General features: G+C 62.7%; 16 protein-coding genes and 3 pseudogenes. 6 read left to right on the top strand and 13 right to left on the bottom strand.

Annotation, left to right across the window (positions count from 1 at the left end; genetic code table 11):
• Positions 1-35 precede the first annotated feature (35 nt).
• The 8 genes and pseudogenes from AC0V8S_RS02545 to AC0V8S_RS02510 all read right to left on the bottom strand — a co-directional run bounded on the left by AC0V8S_RS02545 (position 36) and on the right by AC0V8S_RS02510 (position 7,767).
• Positions 36-1,127, bottom strand: a complete 1,092-nt coding sequence (locus tag AC0V8S_RS02545) for a 3-deoxy-7-phosphoheptulonate synthase (RefSeq protein ID WP_475436718.1) — start codon at positions 1,125-1,127, stop codon at positions 36-38.
• 209 nt (positions 1,128-1,336) lie between these two features.
• The gene (locus AC0V8S_RS02540) at positions 1,337-1,591 is read right to left on the bottom strand and encodes a hypothetical protein (protein ID WP_475436717.1); all 255 of its coding nucleotides are present in this window, start codon (positions 1,589-1,591) and stop codon (positions 1,337-1,339) included.
• Between the two features lie 12 nt (positions 1,592-1,603).
• Positions 1,604-2,397: pseudogene (locus AC0V8S_RS02535) on the bottom strand (SDR family oxidoreductase).
• A gap of 37 nt (positions 2,398-2,434) precedes the next feature.
• A complete protein-coding gene (gene iolG / locus AC0V8S_RS02530; protein WP_475436716.1) occupies positions 2,435-3,430 on the bottom strand; it encodes an inositol 2-dehydrogenase in 996 nt (331 codons plus the stop codon).
• Between the two features lie 119 nt (positions 3,431-3,549).
• Entirely contained in the window at positions 3,550-4,317 is a 768-nt protein-coding gene (locus AC0V8S_RS02525) for an ATP-binding cassette domain-containing protein (protein WP_010912863.1), read from the bottom strand.
• A 2-nt stretch (positions 4,318-4,319) separates the two neighbouring features.
• A complete protein-coding gene (locus tag AC0V8S_RS02520) occupies positions 4,320-5,396 on the bottom strand; it encodes an ABC transporter permease (RefSeq protein ID WP_183464811.1) in 1,077 nt (358 codons plus the stop codon).
• Between the two features lie 101 nt (positions 5,397-5,497).
• The gene (locus AC0V8S_RS02515) at positions 5,498-6,439 is read right to left on the bottom strand and encodes a sugar ABC transporter substrate-binding protein (RefSeq protein ID WP_095203101.1); all 942 of its coding nucleotides are present in this window, start codon (positions 6,437-6,439) and stop codon (positions 5,498-5,500) included.
• 297 nt (positions 6,440-6,736) lie between these two features.
• Positions 6,737-7,767, bottom strand: a pseudogene (locus tag AC0V8S_RS02510) (LacI family DNA-binding transcriptional regulator).
• 156 nt (positions 7,768-7,923) lie between these two features.
• On the opposite strand from AC0V8S_RS02510, the gene AC0V8S_RS02505 reads away from it, so the two are divergent.
• The 3 genes from AC0V8S_RS02505 (at position 7,924) to AC0V8S_RS02495 (ending at position 10,658) form a co-directional block, all read left to right on the top strand.
• A complete protein-coding gene (locus AC0V8S_RS02505) occupies positions 7,924-9,015 on the top strand; it encodes a fatty acid desaturase family protein (RefSeq protein ID WP_475436715.1) in 1,092 nt (363 codons plus the stop codon).
• Between the two features lie 93 nt (positions 9,016-9,108).
• Positions 9,109-9,423 (top strand): Rieske (2Fe-2S) protein, encoded by a 315-nt coding sequence (locus AC0V8S_RS02500; protein ID WP_096452689.1) that lies wholly within the window; start codon positions 9,109-9,111, stop codon positions 9,421-9,423.
• On the top strand, positions 9,423-10,658 hold the full coding sequence (locus AC0V8S_RS02495) for an NAD(P)/FAD-dependent oxidoreductase (protein WP_475436714.1): 1,236 nt from the start codon (positions 9,423-9,425) through the stop codon (positions 10,656-10,658). Before AC0V8S_RS02500 ends, AC0V8S_RS02495 begins: the two co-directional genes overlap by 1 nt.
• A 6-nt stretch (positions 10,659-10,664) precedes the next feature.
• Here AC0V8S_RS02495 and AC0V8S_RS02490 read toward each other — a convergent pair whose 3' ends face one another.
• The 5 genes and pseudogenes from AC0V8S_RS02490 to hslV all read right to left on the bottom strand — a co-directional run bounded on the left by AC0V8S_RS02490 (position 10,665) and on the right by hslV (position 14,773).
• Positions 10,665-11,621, bottom strand: a complete 957-nt coding sequence (locus AC0V8S_RS02490) for a DUF1402 family protein (RefSeq protein ID WP_475436713.1) — start codon at positions 11,619-11,621, stop codon at positions 10,665-10,667.
• A 173-nt stretch (positions 11,622-11,794) separates the two neighbouring features.
• Positions 11,795-13,105, bottom strand: coding sequence for an ATP-dependent protease ATPase subunit HslU (gene hslU / locus AC0V8S_RS02485; RefSeq protein WP_183464816.1), 1,311 nt, complete (start codon positions 13,103-13,105; stop codon positions 11,795-11,797).
• 2 nt (positions 13,106-13,107) lie between these two features.
• Complete coding sequence (locus AC0V8S_RS02480; protein ID WP_095203106.1) at positions 13,108-13,707, bottom strand: DUF2585 domain-containing protein; 600 nt, start codon at positions 13,705-13,707, stop codon at positions 13,108-13,110.
• Between the two features lie 4 nt (positions 13,708-13,711).
• A pseudogene (locus AC0V8S_RS02475) lies at positions 13,712-14,232 on the bottom strand (GNAT family N-acetyltransferase).
• Positions 14,222-14,773: an ATP-dependent protease subunit HslV gene (gene hslV / locus AC0V8S_RS02470; protein WP_095203108.1), complete on the bottom strand. Its 552-nt coding sequence runs from the start codon at positions 14,771-14,773 to the stop codon at positions 14,222-14,224. Before hslV ends, AC0V8S_RS02475 begins: the two are co-directional and overlap by 11 nt.
• Positions 14,774-15,013: 240 nt before the next feature.
• Between hslV and hisB the strand changes: the two genes are divergently transcribed.
• From hisB to hisH, 3 genes are read left to right on the top strand one after another with little or no spacing between them, the layout of a single operon-like run.
• Positions 15,014-15,613: an imidazoleglycerol-phosphate dehydratase HisB gene (gene hisB, locus AC0V8S_RS02465; protein WP_172220942.1), complete on the top strand. Its 600-nt coding sequence runs from the start codon at positions 15,014-15,016 to the stop codon at positions 15,611-15,613.
• A gap of 4 nt (positions 15,614-15,617) precedes the next feature.
• Entirely contained in the window at positions 15,618-16,094 is a 477-nt protein-coding gene (locus tag AC0V8S_RS02460; RefSeq protein WP_475436712.1) for a DUF2628 domain-containing protein, read from the top strand.
• 1 nt (position 16,095) lies between these two features.
• Positions 16,096-16,746, top strand: coding sequence for an imidazole glycerol phosphate synthase subunit HisH (gene hisH, locus AC0V8S_RS02455; protein WP_475436711.1), 651 nt, complete (start codon positions 16,096-16,098; stop codon positions 16,744-16,746).
• The last annotated feature ends 2 nt before the right edge of the window (positions 16,747-16,748 follow it).

Genomic DNA, 16,748 nt, shown 5'->3' with positions numbered 1-16,748 from the left:
CTCCTTGGCGCCGCCCCTCCCACATAGCCATCCAATCAGGCAGCGCCCTGCCGGTTTTCCAGCATGGCGCGGCGTGCCGACCGGCGCCACTCGACGGCACCGGCAAGGCCGTGCAGCACGGTCTCGGTGGTCGCCCAGTCGATGCAGCCATCGGTGATGCTCTGGCCGTAGACGAGCGGCTTGCCGGGCACCACGTCCTGCCGGCCGGCGACAAGATTGCTCTCGATCATCAGGCCGATGATGCGCTCGTCGCCCGCCGCCACCTGACCCGCCACATCGGCCGCCACCTTGGGCTGGTTCTCCGGCTTCTTGCTCGAGTTGGCGTGGCTGACATCGATCATCAGCCGGGGCGCGACACCGATGCGGGCGAGTTCGGCGCTCGCGGCCTCGACGCTCGCCGCGTCATAATTGGGCTGAACGCCGCCGCGCAGGATGACGTGGCAGTCCTCATTGCCCGTGGTGGTGGCGATGCCGCTGCGTCCGCCCTTGGTCACCGCCATGAAATGGTGCGGCTGGGCGGCCGATTTCACCGCCTCGCCGGCGATCCTGAGATTGCCGTCGGTGCCGTTCTTGAAGCCGACCGGGCAGGACAGGCCCGAGGCCAGTTCGCGATGGATCTGGCTCTCGGTCGTGCGCGCGCCGATGGCGCCCCAGGCGACGAGGTCGGCAATGTATTGCGGCGTGGTCATGTCAAGAAATTCGGTCGCCGCCGGCAGGCCGAGATTGTTGACGGCCGACAGCACGTTGCGCGCCATCCTGAGCCCCTTGTCGATGTTGAAGCTGCCGTCGAGGTCGGGATCGTTGATCAGGCCTTTCCAGCCGACCGTCGTGCGCGGCTTCTCGAAATAAACGCGCATCACGATCTCGAGCCGGTCGGACAGGGTCTCGCGCAGCGCCGCCAGACGGCTGGCATAGTCAACGGCCGCGACCGGATCGTGGATCGAACAGGGGCCGACGACGACAAGCAACCGGTCGTCGGTACCGTTCAAAATGGCGTGGATCGCATTGCGTGAGGCGCTCACGGTGCGCGTCGCCGTCAGCGTGCGCGGGATCTCCCGCATCACCTGGTCCGGCGTGCTCAGTTCTCGGATTTCCTTGACCCGAAGGTCGTCTGTGGTGGTCAACACGGCTTTCTGCTCCTGGTTTAGGAGACCTGCCGGCTGAAACAAAAAAGCCGCCAGGTCTGGCGGCTGTTCGGATCTTGTTGCTGCAATCTTCAGATCGAGCGCAATCCTCCCGCCGCCAGCGAGCTGCTAAAGTACCAATAGGTGGCGGACAGGTGGATCATGCGGCTCATATAGTCGAAGCCGAGGCGTTTGTCACGTGCCTGATGAGGCTACGCATTGTCCCAGTCTGCGATGTGCTCCTGGCCCTGCGGAAACCAGATGCCGCGCCGAAGGAAGTTGGCTCCGCCCATATTGGGCAAGACGTGATTCTGGTCGAGATCGTTCATGTCCTTGATGATCTCGATGCTAATGATTTTCTCGACGGACCCGAAGGCAAGTTCGAAGAGTTGCAGGGCGTCGGCTTCCGACCGAGCGGTGACGCCGACGCCAAGATGGCCGCTCAGCGTGATCCAGTATGGGTGCATCGAACCGAGATTCTACTCGCCAATCACTCCGGCAATGTTCTGGTCGTAGTCGACCAGCGACCCGGTCATGACGCCGGCCTGCGGGCTGATCATGTAGGTGATCAGCCGCGCGAGCTGTGCCGGCTTCACCAGCTGGCCCATCGGTTGCGCGGCTTCGGCCTTTTCCAGCCAGTCGTCCGGCGCGTCGTGCCACTTCTTCTGCACGATCGCCTCGCCCTCCGTGTCCATCCAGCCGGGCAGCACGGCGTTGCAGCGGATGCGGTTCTTTCGATAGGAGCTCGCGACGTTCTTGGTCAGCGTCATCAGCGCGCCCTTGCTGGTCGAATAGGGCGTCAGGAAAGACTGGCCGGCATGCGCCGACATCGACAGCACGTTGACGATCGAGCCCGGCGCCTTGCGCTCCAGGAGATGCGCGACCAGCCCCTGCATCAAGAAAAGGGGCCGCGCACATTGGTGTCGAAGATCTGGTCGAAAAGCTCTTCCGAGGTTTCGACCAGTGAGCCGCGTGCCGAGGTGGCGGCGGCGTTGACCAGCGCGTTGAGGGTGCCGAAATGCGCGAGTGCGGTCGCCACCGCGCGCTTGCAATCGGCCACCTTGGCGACGTCGGCGCTGATGAAGATCGCGTCGACGCCGGACTCCTTGAAGTGAGCGACGGCCTTGTCGCCCTTTTCCTGCGAGCGGCCGATAAGCGCCAGCGCCCGGCAGCCCTCGTCGGCCAGCGCCTCGGCGACGGCAAAGCCGATGCCTTGCGCGCCGCCGGTGACGATGGCGCGTGTTGTCGAATTGCGATCGGCTGATGCACTCATCGCTTTGCTCCTGTGGCTTGGGTCCGGATTCCGCTTCTTACTTGTCGAGACGGACGGTCTTGCCTGTCGTCGCCGACTTCAGCGCCGCATCCGCCAGCTTCAGCGCCACGAGGCCGTCGGCGCCGCTCGGCGCCGCTTTCTTTCCGGACGTCGCGGCGGCGATGAACGAGGCGATCTCGATGGCATAGGCGTCGAGATAGCGCGTCATGAAGAAATCGTGCAGCGGCGGGCGCGTGTAGCCCTTGTCGTTTGCCACTTCGATCGACACCGGCCGCTGGTTTTCGGCAGCGACCATGCCTTTCGAGCCGTGCACCTCGATGCGCTGGTCGTAGCCATAGGTGGCGCGGCGCGAGTTGGAGATGACGGCCTGCTTGCCGGAAGCAGTTTCCAGGATGACGCTGACCGAGTCGAAATCGCCGGCCTCGCCGATTTTTTTGTCCACAAGCACCGAGGCGTGGGCGCTCACGGCAACAGGCTCCTCGCCGAGCAGGAAGCGCGCCATATCGAAATCATGGATGGTCATGTCGCGGAAAATGCCGCCCGAGCGCTTGATGTAGTCGATCGGTGGCGCGCCGGGATCGCGCGAGGTGATGGTGACCATCTCGACCGTGCCGATGGCGCCATCGTCGATCGCCTTGCGCACCGCGGCGAAGTGGGGGTCGAAGCGTCTGTTGAAGCCGACCATCAGCGTCGCCTTGGCCTTCTCGACCACGGCCAGGCACTTCTCCACCCGCTTGACGTTCAGGTCGATCGGCTTCTCGCAGAAGATCGCCTTGCCTGCCTTGGCGAAACGCTCGATCAGATCGGCATGGGTGTCGGTCGGCGTGCAGATGACGACGGCGTCGATGTCTTTGGATTTTTCGATGGCGTCGATGGTGCGCACCTCAGCACCATAGGCTGTCGCCAGTTCCTTTGCCGCCTTCTCGAAGGCATCGGCTACGGCAACCAGTTTGGCCTGCGGGTTGGAGCCGACGGCGCGGGCGTGGACCTTGCCAATACGGCCGGCACCGAGGAGGGCGAAGCGAACAGTCATGGATATTTCCTCTAGGGATGGGTTCGAGAGCGTTGTGTCCGCACCTTCCTGTCAGGGAAAGGTGGCTGGGGTATTTTCTTGGCGCGGCAGATCGTCCCGGAACCGGGCAACCACGCGCCTCAAGCCGCGAGTTCCGCCTCTCCGGTCTTGGCGCCGGTGATGTAGGAGACGATGTCCTGGCCGTCGGTGTTCTCCTTGCGCAGATTGGCGACGATGCGGCCGCGCCGGAACACGACGATGCGATCGCAAAGGTCGAACACCTGGCGCATATTGTGGCTGATCAGGATCAGCGGCTCGCCATTGTCCTTCAGCGTGCGGATGATGTTTTCGACCTGCGCCGTCTCCTGCACACCGAGTGCGGCCGTCGGTTCGTCCATGATGATCAGCTTGGAAGCGAAGGTCGCCGTCCTGGCGATCGCCACGCACTGCCGCTGGCCGCCCGACATGTGGCGGATGGTGTTCGACAGATTGGGGATTTTGACCGCCGTGCGCACCAGTGCTGCTTCGGTCGCCTTGCGCATGTATTTGCGGTCGAGGATCGAGAAGGGTCCCAGATTGAACAGCACCTTTTCGCGGCCGAGGAACAGGTTCGACGGCACGTCGAGGTCGTCGGCCAGTGCCAGGTTCTGGAACACGGTCTCGATGCCCGCGGTGCGGGCCTCGATCGGTCCGGCAAAATTCACTTCCTTGCCGTCGAACCAGATCTGGCCGCTGGTGCGCTGCTCGACAGCGGTGATCTGGCGCACGAAGGTCGACTTGCCGGCGCCGTTGTCGCCCATGATGGCGACATGCTCGCCCTTGCGCAGCTCGAAGTTGGCGCCTTCCAGCGCATGCACGCCGCCATAGCGCTTGGTCAGGTTTTCGGTCTTCAGGACGATGTCTGACATGGTCAAGCCCTCAATGCCCGCAGGCGTTGGCGCCACTGGTCGAGAACGACCGCGCCGACGATGATCACGCCCTTGACCATCTCCTGGTAGTAGGCGTCGAGGCGCAGGAAGGTGAAGCCGGAAATGATGACGCCGAAGATCAGCGAGCCGATCACCGTGCCGATGATCGAGCCGCGGCCGCCCGACAGCGAGACGCCGCCGATGACCGCCATGGCGATGGCGTCGAGTTCGTACATAACGCCCATGCCGGCCTGGGCGGTGAGGTTCTTGGACGAGAGCACCACCGCGGCGAGCGAGGCGAGAATCCCGGCGATGACGTAGACCAGGATCTTGTGGTTGGCGATCTTGATGCCGGACATGCGCGCGGCGTCCTCGTTGGAGCCGATCGCATAACAATGCTTGCCGTAGCGAGTGTAGCTCATGATGAGCTGGAACAGCACGGCCAGCGACAGGAAGATGATGACGGGCATCAGGCCCTTGCCGATCGCCGCGAAACTGTCGGTTGGAAACGAGATCGGCTGCCCCTTGGACCACCATTTGGCGATGCCGCGCGCGGTGACCATCATGCCGAGCGTGGCGATAAAGGGTGGAATGCGCGTGTAGGCGATCAATGAGCCATTGACGAGGCCGGCGAGCAGCCCACAGCCGATCGCCACCAGCAACGGCACGATGACGGGCAGGTCGGTCCAGCCTTGCGCCAGGAACATCGCCTTCGGGTTGGGATTGCCGTTGACGGTTGCCACCTGGGCGAAACTCATGGCGATCATGGCGGTCGCGCCGACGATCGAACCGGAAGACAGGTCGATGCCGCCGCAAATGATGACTTGCGTCACGCCGATGGCGATGATGCCGACGATCGACACCTGCAGGATGATAATCTGCAGGCGGGCCTCATTGAAGATCCCCGAGACGTCGCTGCGGGTGTTGAACAGGAAACTGTCGCCGAGAAAGATGCGGCCGATCGCTTCGAAGATGACGACGAGAATGACGAGCGCCAGGAAAACGTTGAATTCGGCTGGCCATGCGCGCTTTTTCGCATCGTAGGTGAGCCCTCCGACGCCATGAGATGTCTGTGCCAATCTTCCATCCTCCGTCAGCCGCGGTCGTTCCTCGCGCGTTCAGGCGCTGAGGGAAAGGGGAGCGGCGCTGTCTTTTGCGCGCCGCTCCGTATGTCCGTGGCTCAGTTCTTCTTCATGAACTTGTCAATGTTCGCCGGCGTGACAAGCTGGAACGGGATATAGACCTTGTGTTCGACCTTCTCGCCCTTGGCCAGCTTCAGCGCCGCATCCAGCGCGCCTGCGCCCTGGCCAGCCGCATCCTGGAACACGGTCGCATCAAGGTCGCCCGCCTTCATCGCCACAAGCGCGTCCTGGGTGGCGTCCACACCACCGACGACAACGGTCTTCATGTCGATGTTGGCGGCCTTCATCGCCTGGATGGCGCCGATGGCGCTTTCGTCGTTGTTGGCGATCACGCCATCGAACTTCTTGCCGGTCGACAGCCAGTTTGTCATCAGGTTCTGGGCTTCATCGCGGTTCCAGTTCGAGGTCTGCTTATCGATGATCTTGATGAAGCTGCAATCCGGCGTGGCGATCACGTTGTCGATGTCCTTGGTTCGCTGCACGGCGGCCTGGTTGGAGAGCTCGCCCATGATCACATAGACATTGGCTTCCTTCTTGCCGGCTTCCTTGAACAGGCGGCAGACTTCCTTGGTCTCGAGCGTGCCGGAATCGGCCTCGTTCGAGGCGACGAAGGCCTGGTTGTCGGGCAGCGTGTTCACATTGACCGGCTCGCGGTTGACATAGACGAGCGGGATTTTCGCCGCGGCGGCGGCATCGGACATCGCCTGCGTCGCCGAGGTGTCGACCGGGTTGACGATGATCGCGTCGACGCCCGAAGCGGCGAAGTTCTTGATCTGGTCGAGTTGCTTGGCAACGTCGTTCTGTGCGTCTTCGACCTGCAGTTCGACGCCGCTCATGCCCTTGGCCTGCGCGATCATGCCGTTGCGCAGCACGGTGAGGAAGTTGTCGTCGAACTTGGCCATCGATACGCCGATCTTGGCGGCCATTGCCGATGAACTCATCAGCGCCGCGAAGGCGACGCCCAAAAGCAGTTTCTTCATTGTATCTCTCCTCCACTTTTGGTGTCCGGTTGCACCGATCTATCCGGAATCCCCGATCTCCCCGGGGAATCTCTCCCTGATATCGCTTCGCTCCGTGTGGCATCCCCGCTTGGGCTGGAATGCCGAACCCTCCGTTTGAAACAGATGTTACGGAACGAAAGAACCAAAATGTACAGTTGGTGAAATATTTATTCCATTCCGGCGGAACGTCAAGGGCGATTCCGCAGCCTGCCGCCGGATTTTCGGATCGGTCTGATGGATTCTATCATTCCGGCCGCTGCTCTCGCGCGGGAAAGGCTAGATATTTTCCGGCAGGTAGATGTCGAAGGGCAGGAAGGTCTGGCCAGGCGCGTTGGCCGCGCCGGCTTCGATGGCATGCACCATCCGGTCGACCAGTTCGCGGCAGAGCGCGGCCAGCGGCGTGGAGATCACCATGGTGAGGATGTTGTCGGCGAGTGCGGCGCGCGACTCGGCGTTGATCTCGTTGCAGACGACCACCGGCATATTCACGGGCTTTGCCGCCCGCAGCGCCGAGACCGCGCCTTCCATGCCGCCGCCCGCGACGTAGCAGCCGGCAAGATCCGGATAGCGCGCCAGAAGATCGATCATCGCATCATGGGTCACCTGGTTTGCCTCCAGATTGACCAGCGTTTCCAGCACGCTGAAGTCGGGTGCATGCTCGCGAAAGAAAGAGCGGAAGCCGATCTCGCGCAACTCGTGGCCGTGAAAGCGATGGCTGCCGACGAAGAGGCGACTTTGCCGGGCTGCCGGGCCGCCCTGGCGATCATCCAGGCCGCGGTACGGCCGACCTTGCGGTTATCGAGGCCGACATAGCCCTCGCGGATGCCGGCGGCAAAATCGGACAGCAGCGAGAAGACCGGTTGCCCTCTCGCCTTCAACGCTTCGACCGCCGCCGTCAGGGTCGGATGATCCGGACCGACAACGGCAATGGCCCTCGATTTTGCTGCCAGCCTGCGCATCTGGGCGGCGATCTCGTCTGGGACAAGGGAGCTGGCGAAGTCGATGGTTGCGGCGCCACGAAACCGCTGCGATTGCGAGACCGCCAGTTCGAGCTCCGCTGCGAAATCGCCGTAGAAGACATCGTTGCCTCGCAAAAGCAGGAAGCCGAGCCGGTACTCCGGCAGTTCATGGCGCATCCGCTGCTTGATCAGGCCGGCCGCGTGATAGCCGATCTCGGTCGCGGTCTCGTAGACGCGCCGCGCGGTGTCCTCGCGCACGGGCAGGCGATTGTTGAGCACGCGGTCCACCGTCGCAACGCTGACGCCGGAGATGCGCGCCAGATCGGATATGGTCGGCCGTTTCGCCATGATCGCCCTCGTTCGATTGCTGGACACAGGATACATCGTTCTGATAGGAAATGATAGAAACTATCTTTATGATGTTGAGTCTATCATGAGCAAGCAGTACTTTCAGGCTGGGTAACCGGCATTCGCTTGGGCGAATGCCCCGCCGAGGAGGCAATCATGACCGCTGCGCCGTCCCGGCGTGACTACAGCCTGATCGGCCGCGACGCCAAGCTCGCCGTGGAAAACGGCCTGTCGGCGGCCGAGTGGTATCACACCGATATTCCCCGCAAGCAGATGAAGGAGCTGATGCAGCGCTCCGACGGGCCGGCGATCCGCGACACCGCGATCTGGCTCGCCGCCCTCATCGTCAGCGGTGCCGGCGGCGCCTGGTTCTGGGGCAGCTGGTGGTGCGTGCCGTTCTTCTTCGTCTACGGCGTGCTCTACGGCTCATCGACGGATTCACGCTGGCACGAATGCGGCCACGGCACGGCTTTCCGGACGCAGTGGATGAATGATGCGGTCTATCAGATCGCCTGCTTCATGATCATGCGCAATCCAGTGACCTGGCGCTGGAGCCATACGCGCCATCACACCGACACCATCATCGTCGGCCGCGACCCGGAAATCTCGGTCATGCGGCCGCCGGATCTGGTGCGCGCGCTGCTTGGCTTTGTCGGCATCCTCGATGCCTGGCACGCGATGTCGGACATGCTGCGCAACGCCGCCGGCAACATCAGCGCGGCTGAAAAGACCTTCATTCCCGAGCAGGAGCAGGGCAAGGCGATCCGCATCGCCCGCATCTGGACCGCGATCTATGCCGCAACCATCGCGCTTGCGCTGTATTCCGGCTCGTTGCTGCCCTTGATGCTGGTCGGCCTGCCCAGGCTCTACGGCGCCTGGCATCACGTCATGGTTGGCCTGCTGCAGCATGGCGGCCTTGCCGACAATGTCATCGACCACCGGCTGAACAGCCGCACCGTCTACATGAACCCGATCAGCCGCTTCATCTACTGGAACATGAACTATCACGTCGAGCATCACATGTTCCCGATGGTGCCCTACCATGCGCTGCCGAAGCTACATGCGCTGATCAAGCACGATTTGCCGGCGCCGACGCCGTCGATCCTGGCCGGCTACCGCGAGATGATCCCGGTCTTCCTGCGCCAGCTGCGCAACGAGGACTATTTCCTCAGGCGCGAACTGCCGCCGACCGCCAGGCCGTATCGCGAAGAATTCCACAGCGATGCCGTCGCCGCCGCAGCGGAATGATCGCGGCGAGTCCATTTTAGGCTCTTGATTTTAACGCAATTCCGGACGGAAAACCGCTGCGTACTTTTCCTGAAATTGCTTTGGGAGGACCGAATGAGCGACTGGGTCGAGGCCTGTGCTGCCGACGACATCGATGAAGAGGATGTGATGCGCTTCGATCATGGCGGGCGCACCTTCGCGATCTATCGCAGCCCCGACGACGAATATTTCGCCACGGACGGGCTTTGCACGCATGAGAAGGTGCATCTCGCCGACGGGCTGGTGATGGACGACATCATCGAATGCCCCAAGCACAATGGCCGCTTCAACTACAAGACGGGCGCGGCCCGGGGCGCGCCGGTCTGCGTCAACCTGAAAACCTATCCGGTCAAGGTCGACGCCGGCAAAGTCCTCGTTCAGATCGGGTGATGGATATGGCGCGCGGAATGGTCATCATTGGGGCCGGCGAGTGCGGCGGGAGGGCAGCGCTCACGCTGCGCGATCTTGGCTATGACGGGCCGGTGACCCTGATCGGCGACGAGCCGCATCTGCCCTACGAACGGCCGCCTCTGTCCAAGGAGGCGATGGCCAGCGACGCGCCGGAAATCAAGGCGATCACCAGCGACGCGGTCCTGGTGGAGAAATCGATCCGGCATATCCATTCCCTCCAGGCCGTTGCGATCGATCGTGCGGCGCATACGGTGCGCCTGTCGGACGGTTCGATGCTGCCCTACGACAAGCTCCTGCTGGCGACCGGCTCGACCCCGCGCAAACTGCCGATGCCTGGCCTTGGCGCGCGCTGCGTCTATCTCAGGACTTTCGCTGATGCGCTGGCCATTCGCGCCCATCTCAGCGCCGGCAACCGCATTGCCGTCATCGGCGGCGGCTTCATTGGCCTCGAACTCGCAGCCTCTGCCCGCAAGCTCGGCGCCGCGGTCACCGTCATCGAAGCACAGCCGCGCATCCTGATGCGCGGTGTCCCGGCAGAGATCGCCGAGATCATCCATGAGGCGCATGTCGCCGAAGGCGTCGACATCCTGTGCGGCGACGGCATCGCGTCCATCGCTGACGATGGCAACGAGGTACGCGTGACGCTTGCCGGCGGGCGCGAAATCACAGCCGATCTAGCCATCATCGGCATCGGCGCCGTGCCGGTGACCGGGCTCGCGGCCGAAGCCGGCCTGGCTATCGACAACGGCATTGCGGTCGATGCCGAGCTGCGCAGCAGCGATCCCGACATCTTTGCCGCCGGCGACTGTTGCTCATTCCCGCTTGCCGTCTATGGCGGCCGCCGTGTGCGGCTGGAGGCCTGGCGCAATGCCCAGGAACAGGGCGCGCTCGCGGCTAAAAACATGCTTGGTGCCGGCGAGGCGCATGCGGCGGTGCCGTGGTTCTGGTCGGATCAGTATGGCTTGTCGCTGCAGATCGCAGGCCTTTCGGACGAAGGCAAAAGCACGGTGCGCCGAGATCTCGGCGACGGCGCCTTCATCCTCTTCCATCTGGCCGGGGATGGCAGGCTGGTCGCAGCGAGCGGCATAGGTCCCGGCAATGCGGTCGCCCGCGACATCCGGCTGGCCGAAATGCTGATCGGCAAGCAGGCCAGGCCGGCGGCAGAAGCGCTGGGATCGCAGGCCGTCAAGCTGAAGTCGTTGCTGGCGGCCTGAGGCGCCCTAGAACAGCGCCTTCAGCTCCGGCAGCTTGTCGTTGACCAGCCAGCCGTAATAATTCTCTTCCGGCAATTTTTCCGGCTCGCCGGCGGCGCGGCGCTTGTCGTTTTCCGCCTTCAGCGCATAGGCGCGCTGCTCCGGATTGCCGACATTGTAGAGCGTGGCGGTCAGCCCCGGATTGCCCGAAATGTCGAAACCGGCAATGCTCTTATAGGCATCGATCGATTTCCTGATCGTCGCCGCGACATAAGGCAAGGTCAGATCCGGATCCATGATGGTCTTGTAAACCGAATTGGGGTCGCCGACGTCGAGCTTCGGCAGGCCCGACACCTTGTGCACGAGATCGCTCATCTGCAGTGCCGTCAAAGGGTTGAGCTGGCCGAGCCCAAAAGTCTGGCCGGCATAGTAGGGTTGGAAGAAGGTGGCGCCGAAACGGTCGTCGGGAAAGTCCTCGCCGCCAACATTCTTGCCGCGAAATGAATGGTTCCACACCTGCTCGCGGCATTCCCACAGATCATAGCTGTCGGACATAGCGCATTTCTTGAACTCCGGCCGCTGCACGAAATCGGTGATGTCCTCGCCATCATAGGCGAAGGACAGCTTGCTGGAGAGGTAGGAGATCGCCTTTACGTAATAGGTCTGCAGCCGGTCATAGGCGTCGACATTGTAGGTGTGCTCGCCGACAATGGCGCCGACGATATGCATCGGATCGATGCCATAGGCGGAAGCGGCCTTCTTGATCTTGCCGCGCAGATCGGGGTCGTTCTGCAGCAAGGCATAGACCTTGCGGTATTTTGCCTGGAAGGTGGTGTTGGTCGCCTGCGTGCGCCGGCTCGAGGCGCCGGGAATATCGGGCTGCTCGGCATTGCGGTTTCCCGCCGGCACCAATGTCGCCGCCTCAGCCGCGAACAGCGTCGCCGCCAGCGTCAAGCCGAGAAGGACTGGGATCAGTTTTTTCATGCGCCGCCGCCTGCAAATCTTGCGGGCAAACTACGGTAGTGCTCTGGGTTGAGTCGAGAGCGCCCCTTCACCCGGCAAGACGAAAGGTGGCCAGATGGTACCATCTGGCCACACATGGTTCTATTCGCCGGAATATTGCCTAGGCCGGCGCCGGAATGACCCGCTACCGTCGTTTAAAGGATGAAACGCGACAAATCTGTGTTTCGCGAGAGATCGCCGACATGCTTTTCCACATAGGCGGCGTCGATGGTGACTGATGTGCCGTTGCGGTCGGGCGCATCATACGAAATCTCGTCCAGCACGCGTTCCATCACCGTCTGCAGCCGTCTGGCGCCGATATTCTCGACGCTGGCATTGAGATCGACGGCTATGCCGGCCAGCGAATCGATGGCGTCGTCGGTGAAGGTCAGGTCGACGCCCTCGGTTTTCATCAGCGCGATATACTGCTTGATGAGGCTGGCTTCCGTCTCGGTCAGGATGCGGACGAAATCGTCCTTTTCCAGCGCGCGCAACTCGACGCGGATCGGCAGGCGGCCCTGCAATTCGGGCAAAAGGTCGGACGGCTTCGAGACGTGGAACGCGCCCGAAGCGATGAACAATATGTGATCCGTCTTCAACGGTCCGTATTTGGTCGCCACCGTCGTGCCTTCGACCAGTGGCAGCAGGTCGCGCTGCACGCCTTCGCGCGAAGGCCCGCCGGAAATGTCGGATCTCGCGGCGATCTTGTCGATCTCGTCGAGGAAGACGATGCCGTCATTTTCCGTCGCGTCGAGCGCCCGGCGCACCACCTCGTCCTGGTCGAGCAGCTTGTCGGACTCGTCGCTGACCAGCAGGTCGTAGGACTCTTTCACCGTGGTCTTGCGCGACTTGGTCTTCTTGCCGCCCATCGCCTTCGACAGCATGTCGTTGATGTTGAGCACGCCGATATTGGCGCCCGGCATGCCGGGAATCTCGAAGCCGGGCATACCGCCATTGCCGGTGTCGGCCACTTCGATCTCGATTTCCTTGTCGTCGAGTTCGCCGTCGCGCAGCTTCTTGCGGAAGCTGTCGCGCGTCGCCGGGCTGGCGGTCTTGCCGACCAGCGCTTCCAGCACGCGTTCCTCGGCATTGATGTGGGCACGCGCCTTGACGTCTTCGCGCATCTTTTCGCGCACCAGGCCGATGGCGATCTCGACGAGGTCGCGGATGATCTGCTCGACATCGCGGCCGACATAGCCGACTTCGGTGAACTTGGTCGCCTCGACCTTGACGAAAGGCGCACCGGCGAGCCGCGCCAGGCGGCGTGAGATCTCGGTTTTGCCGACGCCGGTCGGGCCGATCATCAGGATGTTCTTCGGCATCACCTCTTCGCGCATCTGGCCTACCAGCTGTTGGCGGCGCCAGCGGTTGCGCAAGGCGATGGCCACGGCGCGCTTGGCGTCCTTCTGGCCGATGATGAAGCGGTCGAGTTCCGAAACGATTTCGCGGGGAGAAAATGTCGTCATAGCTAAATTCCACTTTGCCACTGCTTGATGGCCTCGAACGGATGCAGCAGCATGATCACGTTGAGTGTCAGATTGTCCCGGATGAGATAGCCGGTACCCAGTTCGAAAAGGATGGCGAGGCTAACGATCACCCATATAGGTAGCCTTCGCGCCATCACAAATCCCAGCACCATGGCCAGTGTGTCGGACACCGAATTGATGATGCTGTCGCCGTAATAGTCGAGCGAAATGGTGCCGGCGCGGTAACGCTCGATGATGAACGGGCTGTTCTCCAGCAGCTCCCAGCCGCCCTCGATCAGGACCGCGAATGCCAGCCGCAAGCCGATCGGCGAACGCGGAAACAGGAACCGTGCCAAGGCATAGAACAGGAAGCCGTGGATGATGTGCGAGAAGGTGTACCAGTCGGCAATGTGCTGGGAATTCTCCGAACTGTTCACCACGCCATGCCAGAGTTTGACGTAGCCGCAGGTGCAGATCGGTGTCCGGCCCATGCCATAGAGCGCCCCGGCCTGGAAGATGAGCAGGCCAAGGACGAGCAGAAGACCCATGCGCCAGCTGTCTTCATAGGCCGAATAGCCATCGTCCGCCCCTGGTTTGCTCATCTGGTTATTCCCCCTCGTCATCATCATCGGCATCGATCGCCATCAGCACGACGTCGCCATAGACCGATTGCCTGCGGTCTATGGCCTGGAATCCGGCTTTTTCATAGGCGCGGATGGCCCTGAGATTGGCCGGATCGGGGTCGATGATGACGCGGGGCACACCTTCCTCGAACAGATCGTCGACGAACTGGCGCACAATCGCCGAGCCATGGCCGATGCCGACCAGCTCCGGCCGGCCGATCGTGAGATCGATGCCGAGTGTGCCGAACGGCTGGTCGGCATAGGGATGGTCGTCTTCCAAATGCGGGTCGTAGCTCTGCAGATAGGCAATCGGCTTGCCGTCGAGTTCGACGATCAGCGGCTCGACCGAAATCGAGTCGATATGATCGCGAATCTCGGCGATTTCCGTCTCCGGATCGTTCCACCACTCGGCGACATGCGGCTCGGCGAGCCAGCCGGCGATCATCGGCAGGTCTTTTCTGTGACCGGCCGAAAATCATAGAGCGCCACCTTCTCAGGCGGCATCGAGCGTTTCGACAATAAAATTGTTGTTGGTGTAGACGCAGATGTCGGAGGCGATCTGCATCGCCTTGCGGGCGATCTCCTCGGCGTCCTTGTCGGTGTCCATCAGCGCCCGCGCCGCGGCCAGCGCGAAATTGCCGCCCGAACCAATGGCCATGACGCCATGTTCGGGTTCGAGCACGTCGCCGGTGCCTGTCAGCGCCAGCGAGACCGACTTGTCGGCCACCAGCATCATCGCCTCCAGCCGACGCAGATAGCGGTCGGTGCGCCAGTCCTTGGCGAGCTCGACGCAGGCGCGCGTCAGCTGGTCGGGATATTGTTCAAGCTTGGCTTCCAGCCGTTCCAGCAGCGTGAAGGCATCTGCGGTGGCGCCGGCGAAACCGGCGATCACATTGCCGCCCTTGCCGATGCGGCGGACTTTGCGGGCATTGCCCTTCATGATGGTCTGGCCAAGGCTGACCTGGCCGTCGCCGGCGATCACCACCTTGTTGCCCTTGCGCACCGTCACGATGGTCGTGGCGTGCATGGTCAGATTATCAGACATTTATTGGCTCCGATTCGCGCGATCCCAAAAGGCGATTGGCGCGGTACGAGTGATTTATCGGCCATATGTATGCATGGGACCCATGATTGCAAACCGCCTTTCCGGCAAGGCCGATACCTCTGTGCGAGGCAACTGGCAATCGCCGGATCATGCTGATAGAAGGCATTCGTTTTCAAGCCCGCGAGCGCTTGAAGCCTGTGAACCGGTCACCATGTGAACCGCTGGGACAAGGATAGAGTGATGGCGCCCCGTTCCGCCGAAGCCAGCCGCAAGACCAAGGAAACCGACATCTCGGTGTCGATCCATGTCGACGGCTCGGGCAAATCCGATATCGCCACGGGCGTTGGCTTCTTCGACCATATGCTGGACCAGCTTTCGCGCCATTCGCTGATCGACATGACGGTCAGGGCCAAGGGCGACCTGCACATAGACGATCACCACACGGTCGAGGACACCGGCATCGCGCTTGGCCAGGCGCTGACCAAGGCGCTGGGTGAGCGGCGCGGCATCATGCGCTATGCCTCGATCGACCTTGCCATGGACGAGACGCTGACACGCGCGGCGATCGACGTGTCTGGCCGGCCGTTCCTTGTCTGGAACGTATCCTTCTCGTCGCCCAAGATCGGCACCTTCGACACCGAACTGGTGCGGGAATTCTTCCAGGCGCTGGCGCAGAATGCCGGCATCACGCTGCATGTCACCAACCATTATGGCGCCAACAACCACCACATCGCCGAAACCTGCTTCAAGGCGGTGGCTCGCGCGCTGCGCGCCGCACTTGAGCACGACCCGCGCCAGCCGGACGCGGTTCCTTCCACCAAGGGATCGTTGAAGGGATAGCGCCATGGCCGCCTATGTCGTGATGGAACCGCCCGGCCGCAGCGAAAAGGTCGACACAACGACCTTTGTCCGCGACGGCTTCACCTGGATCGGTCTGCTGGTGCCGCCGCTATGGCTTGCTTGGCATCGGCTATGGATCGAAGCAGGACTTGCCTTCGTCGTCATGGCCCTGCTTTCGACGCTTGGCGAAACGCTCGGCCTCGGCTTGGCCAGTTCATTGCTGTCGCTGCTCGTTTCGTTCTATGTCGGCCTGGAAGGGCAGGGGTTGCGCATCGCGGCGCTTCGCCGGCGCGGCTGGCATGAATGGGGCGTGGTTCAGGCCGGCCGGCTCGACGACGCCGACATACGCTATGCGCTGGAGGTCGAGGAGCAGGCGGAAGAAACCACGCCCGCGCCGCGCATCGTCCCCGATGCCGCCCTGGCCCGCCCGGCGCAGCCCGGCATCGCGCTGGGCTTGACCCACATCCCGGGAAGACCCTGACATGCGGGTAGCAATTATCGACTACGGCTCGGGCAATCTGCGCTCGGCCACCAAGGCCTTCGAGCGCGCCGCGCGCGAAGCCGGCATAGCGGCCGAGATCGACCTGACGGCGGATGCCGACCGGGTGCGCACGGCCGACCGTATCGTCCTGCCCGGCGTCGGCGCCTATGCCGACTGCGCGGCAGGCTTGCGCGCCGTCGACGGCATGTGGGAAGCGGTCGAGGAGGTCGCTATTGCTAGGGGCCGGCCTTTCCTCGGCATCTGCGTCGGCATGCAGCTGATGTCCGAGCGCGGCCTGGAAAAGACCATCACCCATGGCTTTGGCTGGATATCGGGCGACGTCAAGGAGATCACGCCCGCCGATCCGGCGCTGAAAATTCCGCAGATCGGCTGGAACACGATCGAGCTCAGGCGCCAGCACCCGCTGTTTGCCGGCATTCCGACCGGCGCAGCGGGGCTGCACGCCTATTTCGTCCATTCCTACCATCTCGACGCAAGGAAGCCGGACGAGATTCTGGCTGAAGCCGACTATGGCGGCCCGGTGACGGCGACAGTCGCCCGCGACAATCTCGTCGGCACGCAGTTCCATCCGGAGAAGAGCCAGGCGCTGGGCCTGGCGCTCATCACCAATTTCCTCCGTTGGAGGCCCTAGAG

This window comes from Mesorhizobium oxytropidicola (assembly GCF_056174625.1).
Note: the sequence above shows the minus strand (reverse complement) of the source record. Positions and strands in the feature narration are given on the sequence as shown.

Bases quoted from the DNA above. Each gene is read 5' to 3' on its own strand.
- AC0V8S_RS02540 (WP_475436717.1), bottom strand. From the start codon at position 1,591: ATGCACCCATACTGGATCACGCTGAGCGGCCATCTTGGCGTCGGCGTC.
- iolG (WP_475436716.1), bottom strand. From the start codon at position 3,430: ATGACTGTTCGCTTCGCCCTCCTCGGTGCCGGCCGTATTGGCAAGGTC.
- AC0V8S_RS02525 (WP_010912863.1), bottom strand. From the start codon at position 4,317: ATGTCAGACATCGTCCTGAAGACCGAAAACCTGACCAAGCGCTATGGC.
- AC0V8S_RS02515 (WP_095203101.1), bottom strand. From the start codon at position 6,439: ATGAAGAAACTGCTTTTGGGCGTCGCCTTCGCGGCGCTGATGAGTTCA.
- AC0V8S_RS02505 (WP_475436715.1), top strand. From the start codon at position 7,924: ATGACCGCTGCGCCGTCCCGGCGTGACTACAGCCTGATCGGCCGCGAC.
- AC0V8S_RS02500 (WP_096452689.1), top strand. From the start codon at position 9,109: ATGAGCGACTGGGTCGAGGCCTGTGCTGCCGACGACATCGATGAAGAG.
- AC0V8S_RS02495 (WP_475436714.1), top strand. From the start codon at position 9,423: ATGGATATGGCGCGCGGAATGGTCATCATTGGGGCCGGCGAGTGCGGC.
- AC0V8S_RS02490 (WP_475436713.1), bottom strand. From the start codon at position 11,621: ATGAAAAAACTGATCCCAGTCCTTCTCGGCTTGACGCTGGCGGCGACG.
- hslU (WP_183464816.1), bottom strand. From the start codon at position 13,105: ATGACGACATTTTCTCCCCGCGAAATCGTTTCGGAACTCGACCGCTTC.
- AC0V8S_RS02480 (WP_095203106.1), bottom strand. From the start codon at position 13,707: ATGAGCAAACCAGGGGCGGACGATGGCTATTCGGCCTATGAAGACAGC.
- hslV (WP_095203108.1), bottom strand. From the start codon at position 14,773: ATGTCTGATAATCTGACCATGCACGCCACGACCATCGTGACGGTGCGC.
- hisB (WP_172220942.1), top strand. From the start codon at position 15,014: ATGGCGCCCCGTTCCGCCGAAGCCAGCCGCAAGACCAAGGAAACCGAC.
- AC0V8S_RS02460 (WP_475436712.1), top strand. From the start codon at position 15,618: ATGGCCGCCTATGTCGTGATGGAACCGCCCGGCCGCAGCGAAAAGGTC.
- hisH (WP_475436711.1), top strand. From the start codon at position 16,096: ATGCGGGTAGCAATTATCGACTACGGCTCGGGCAATCTGCGCTCGGCC.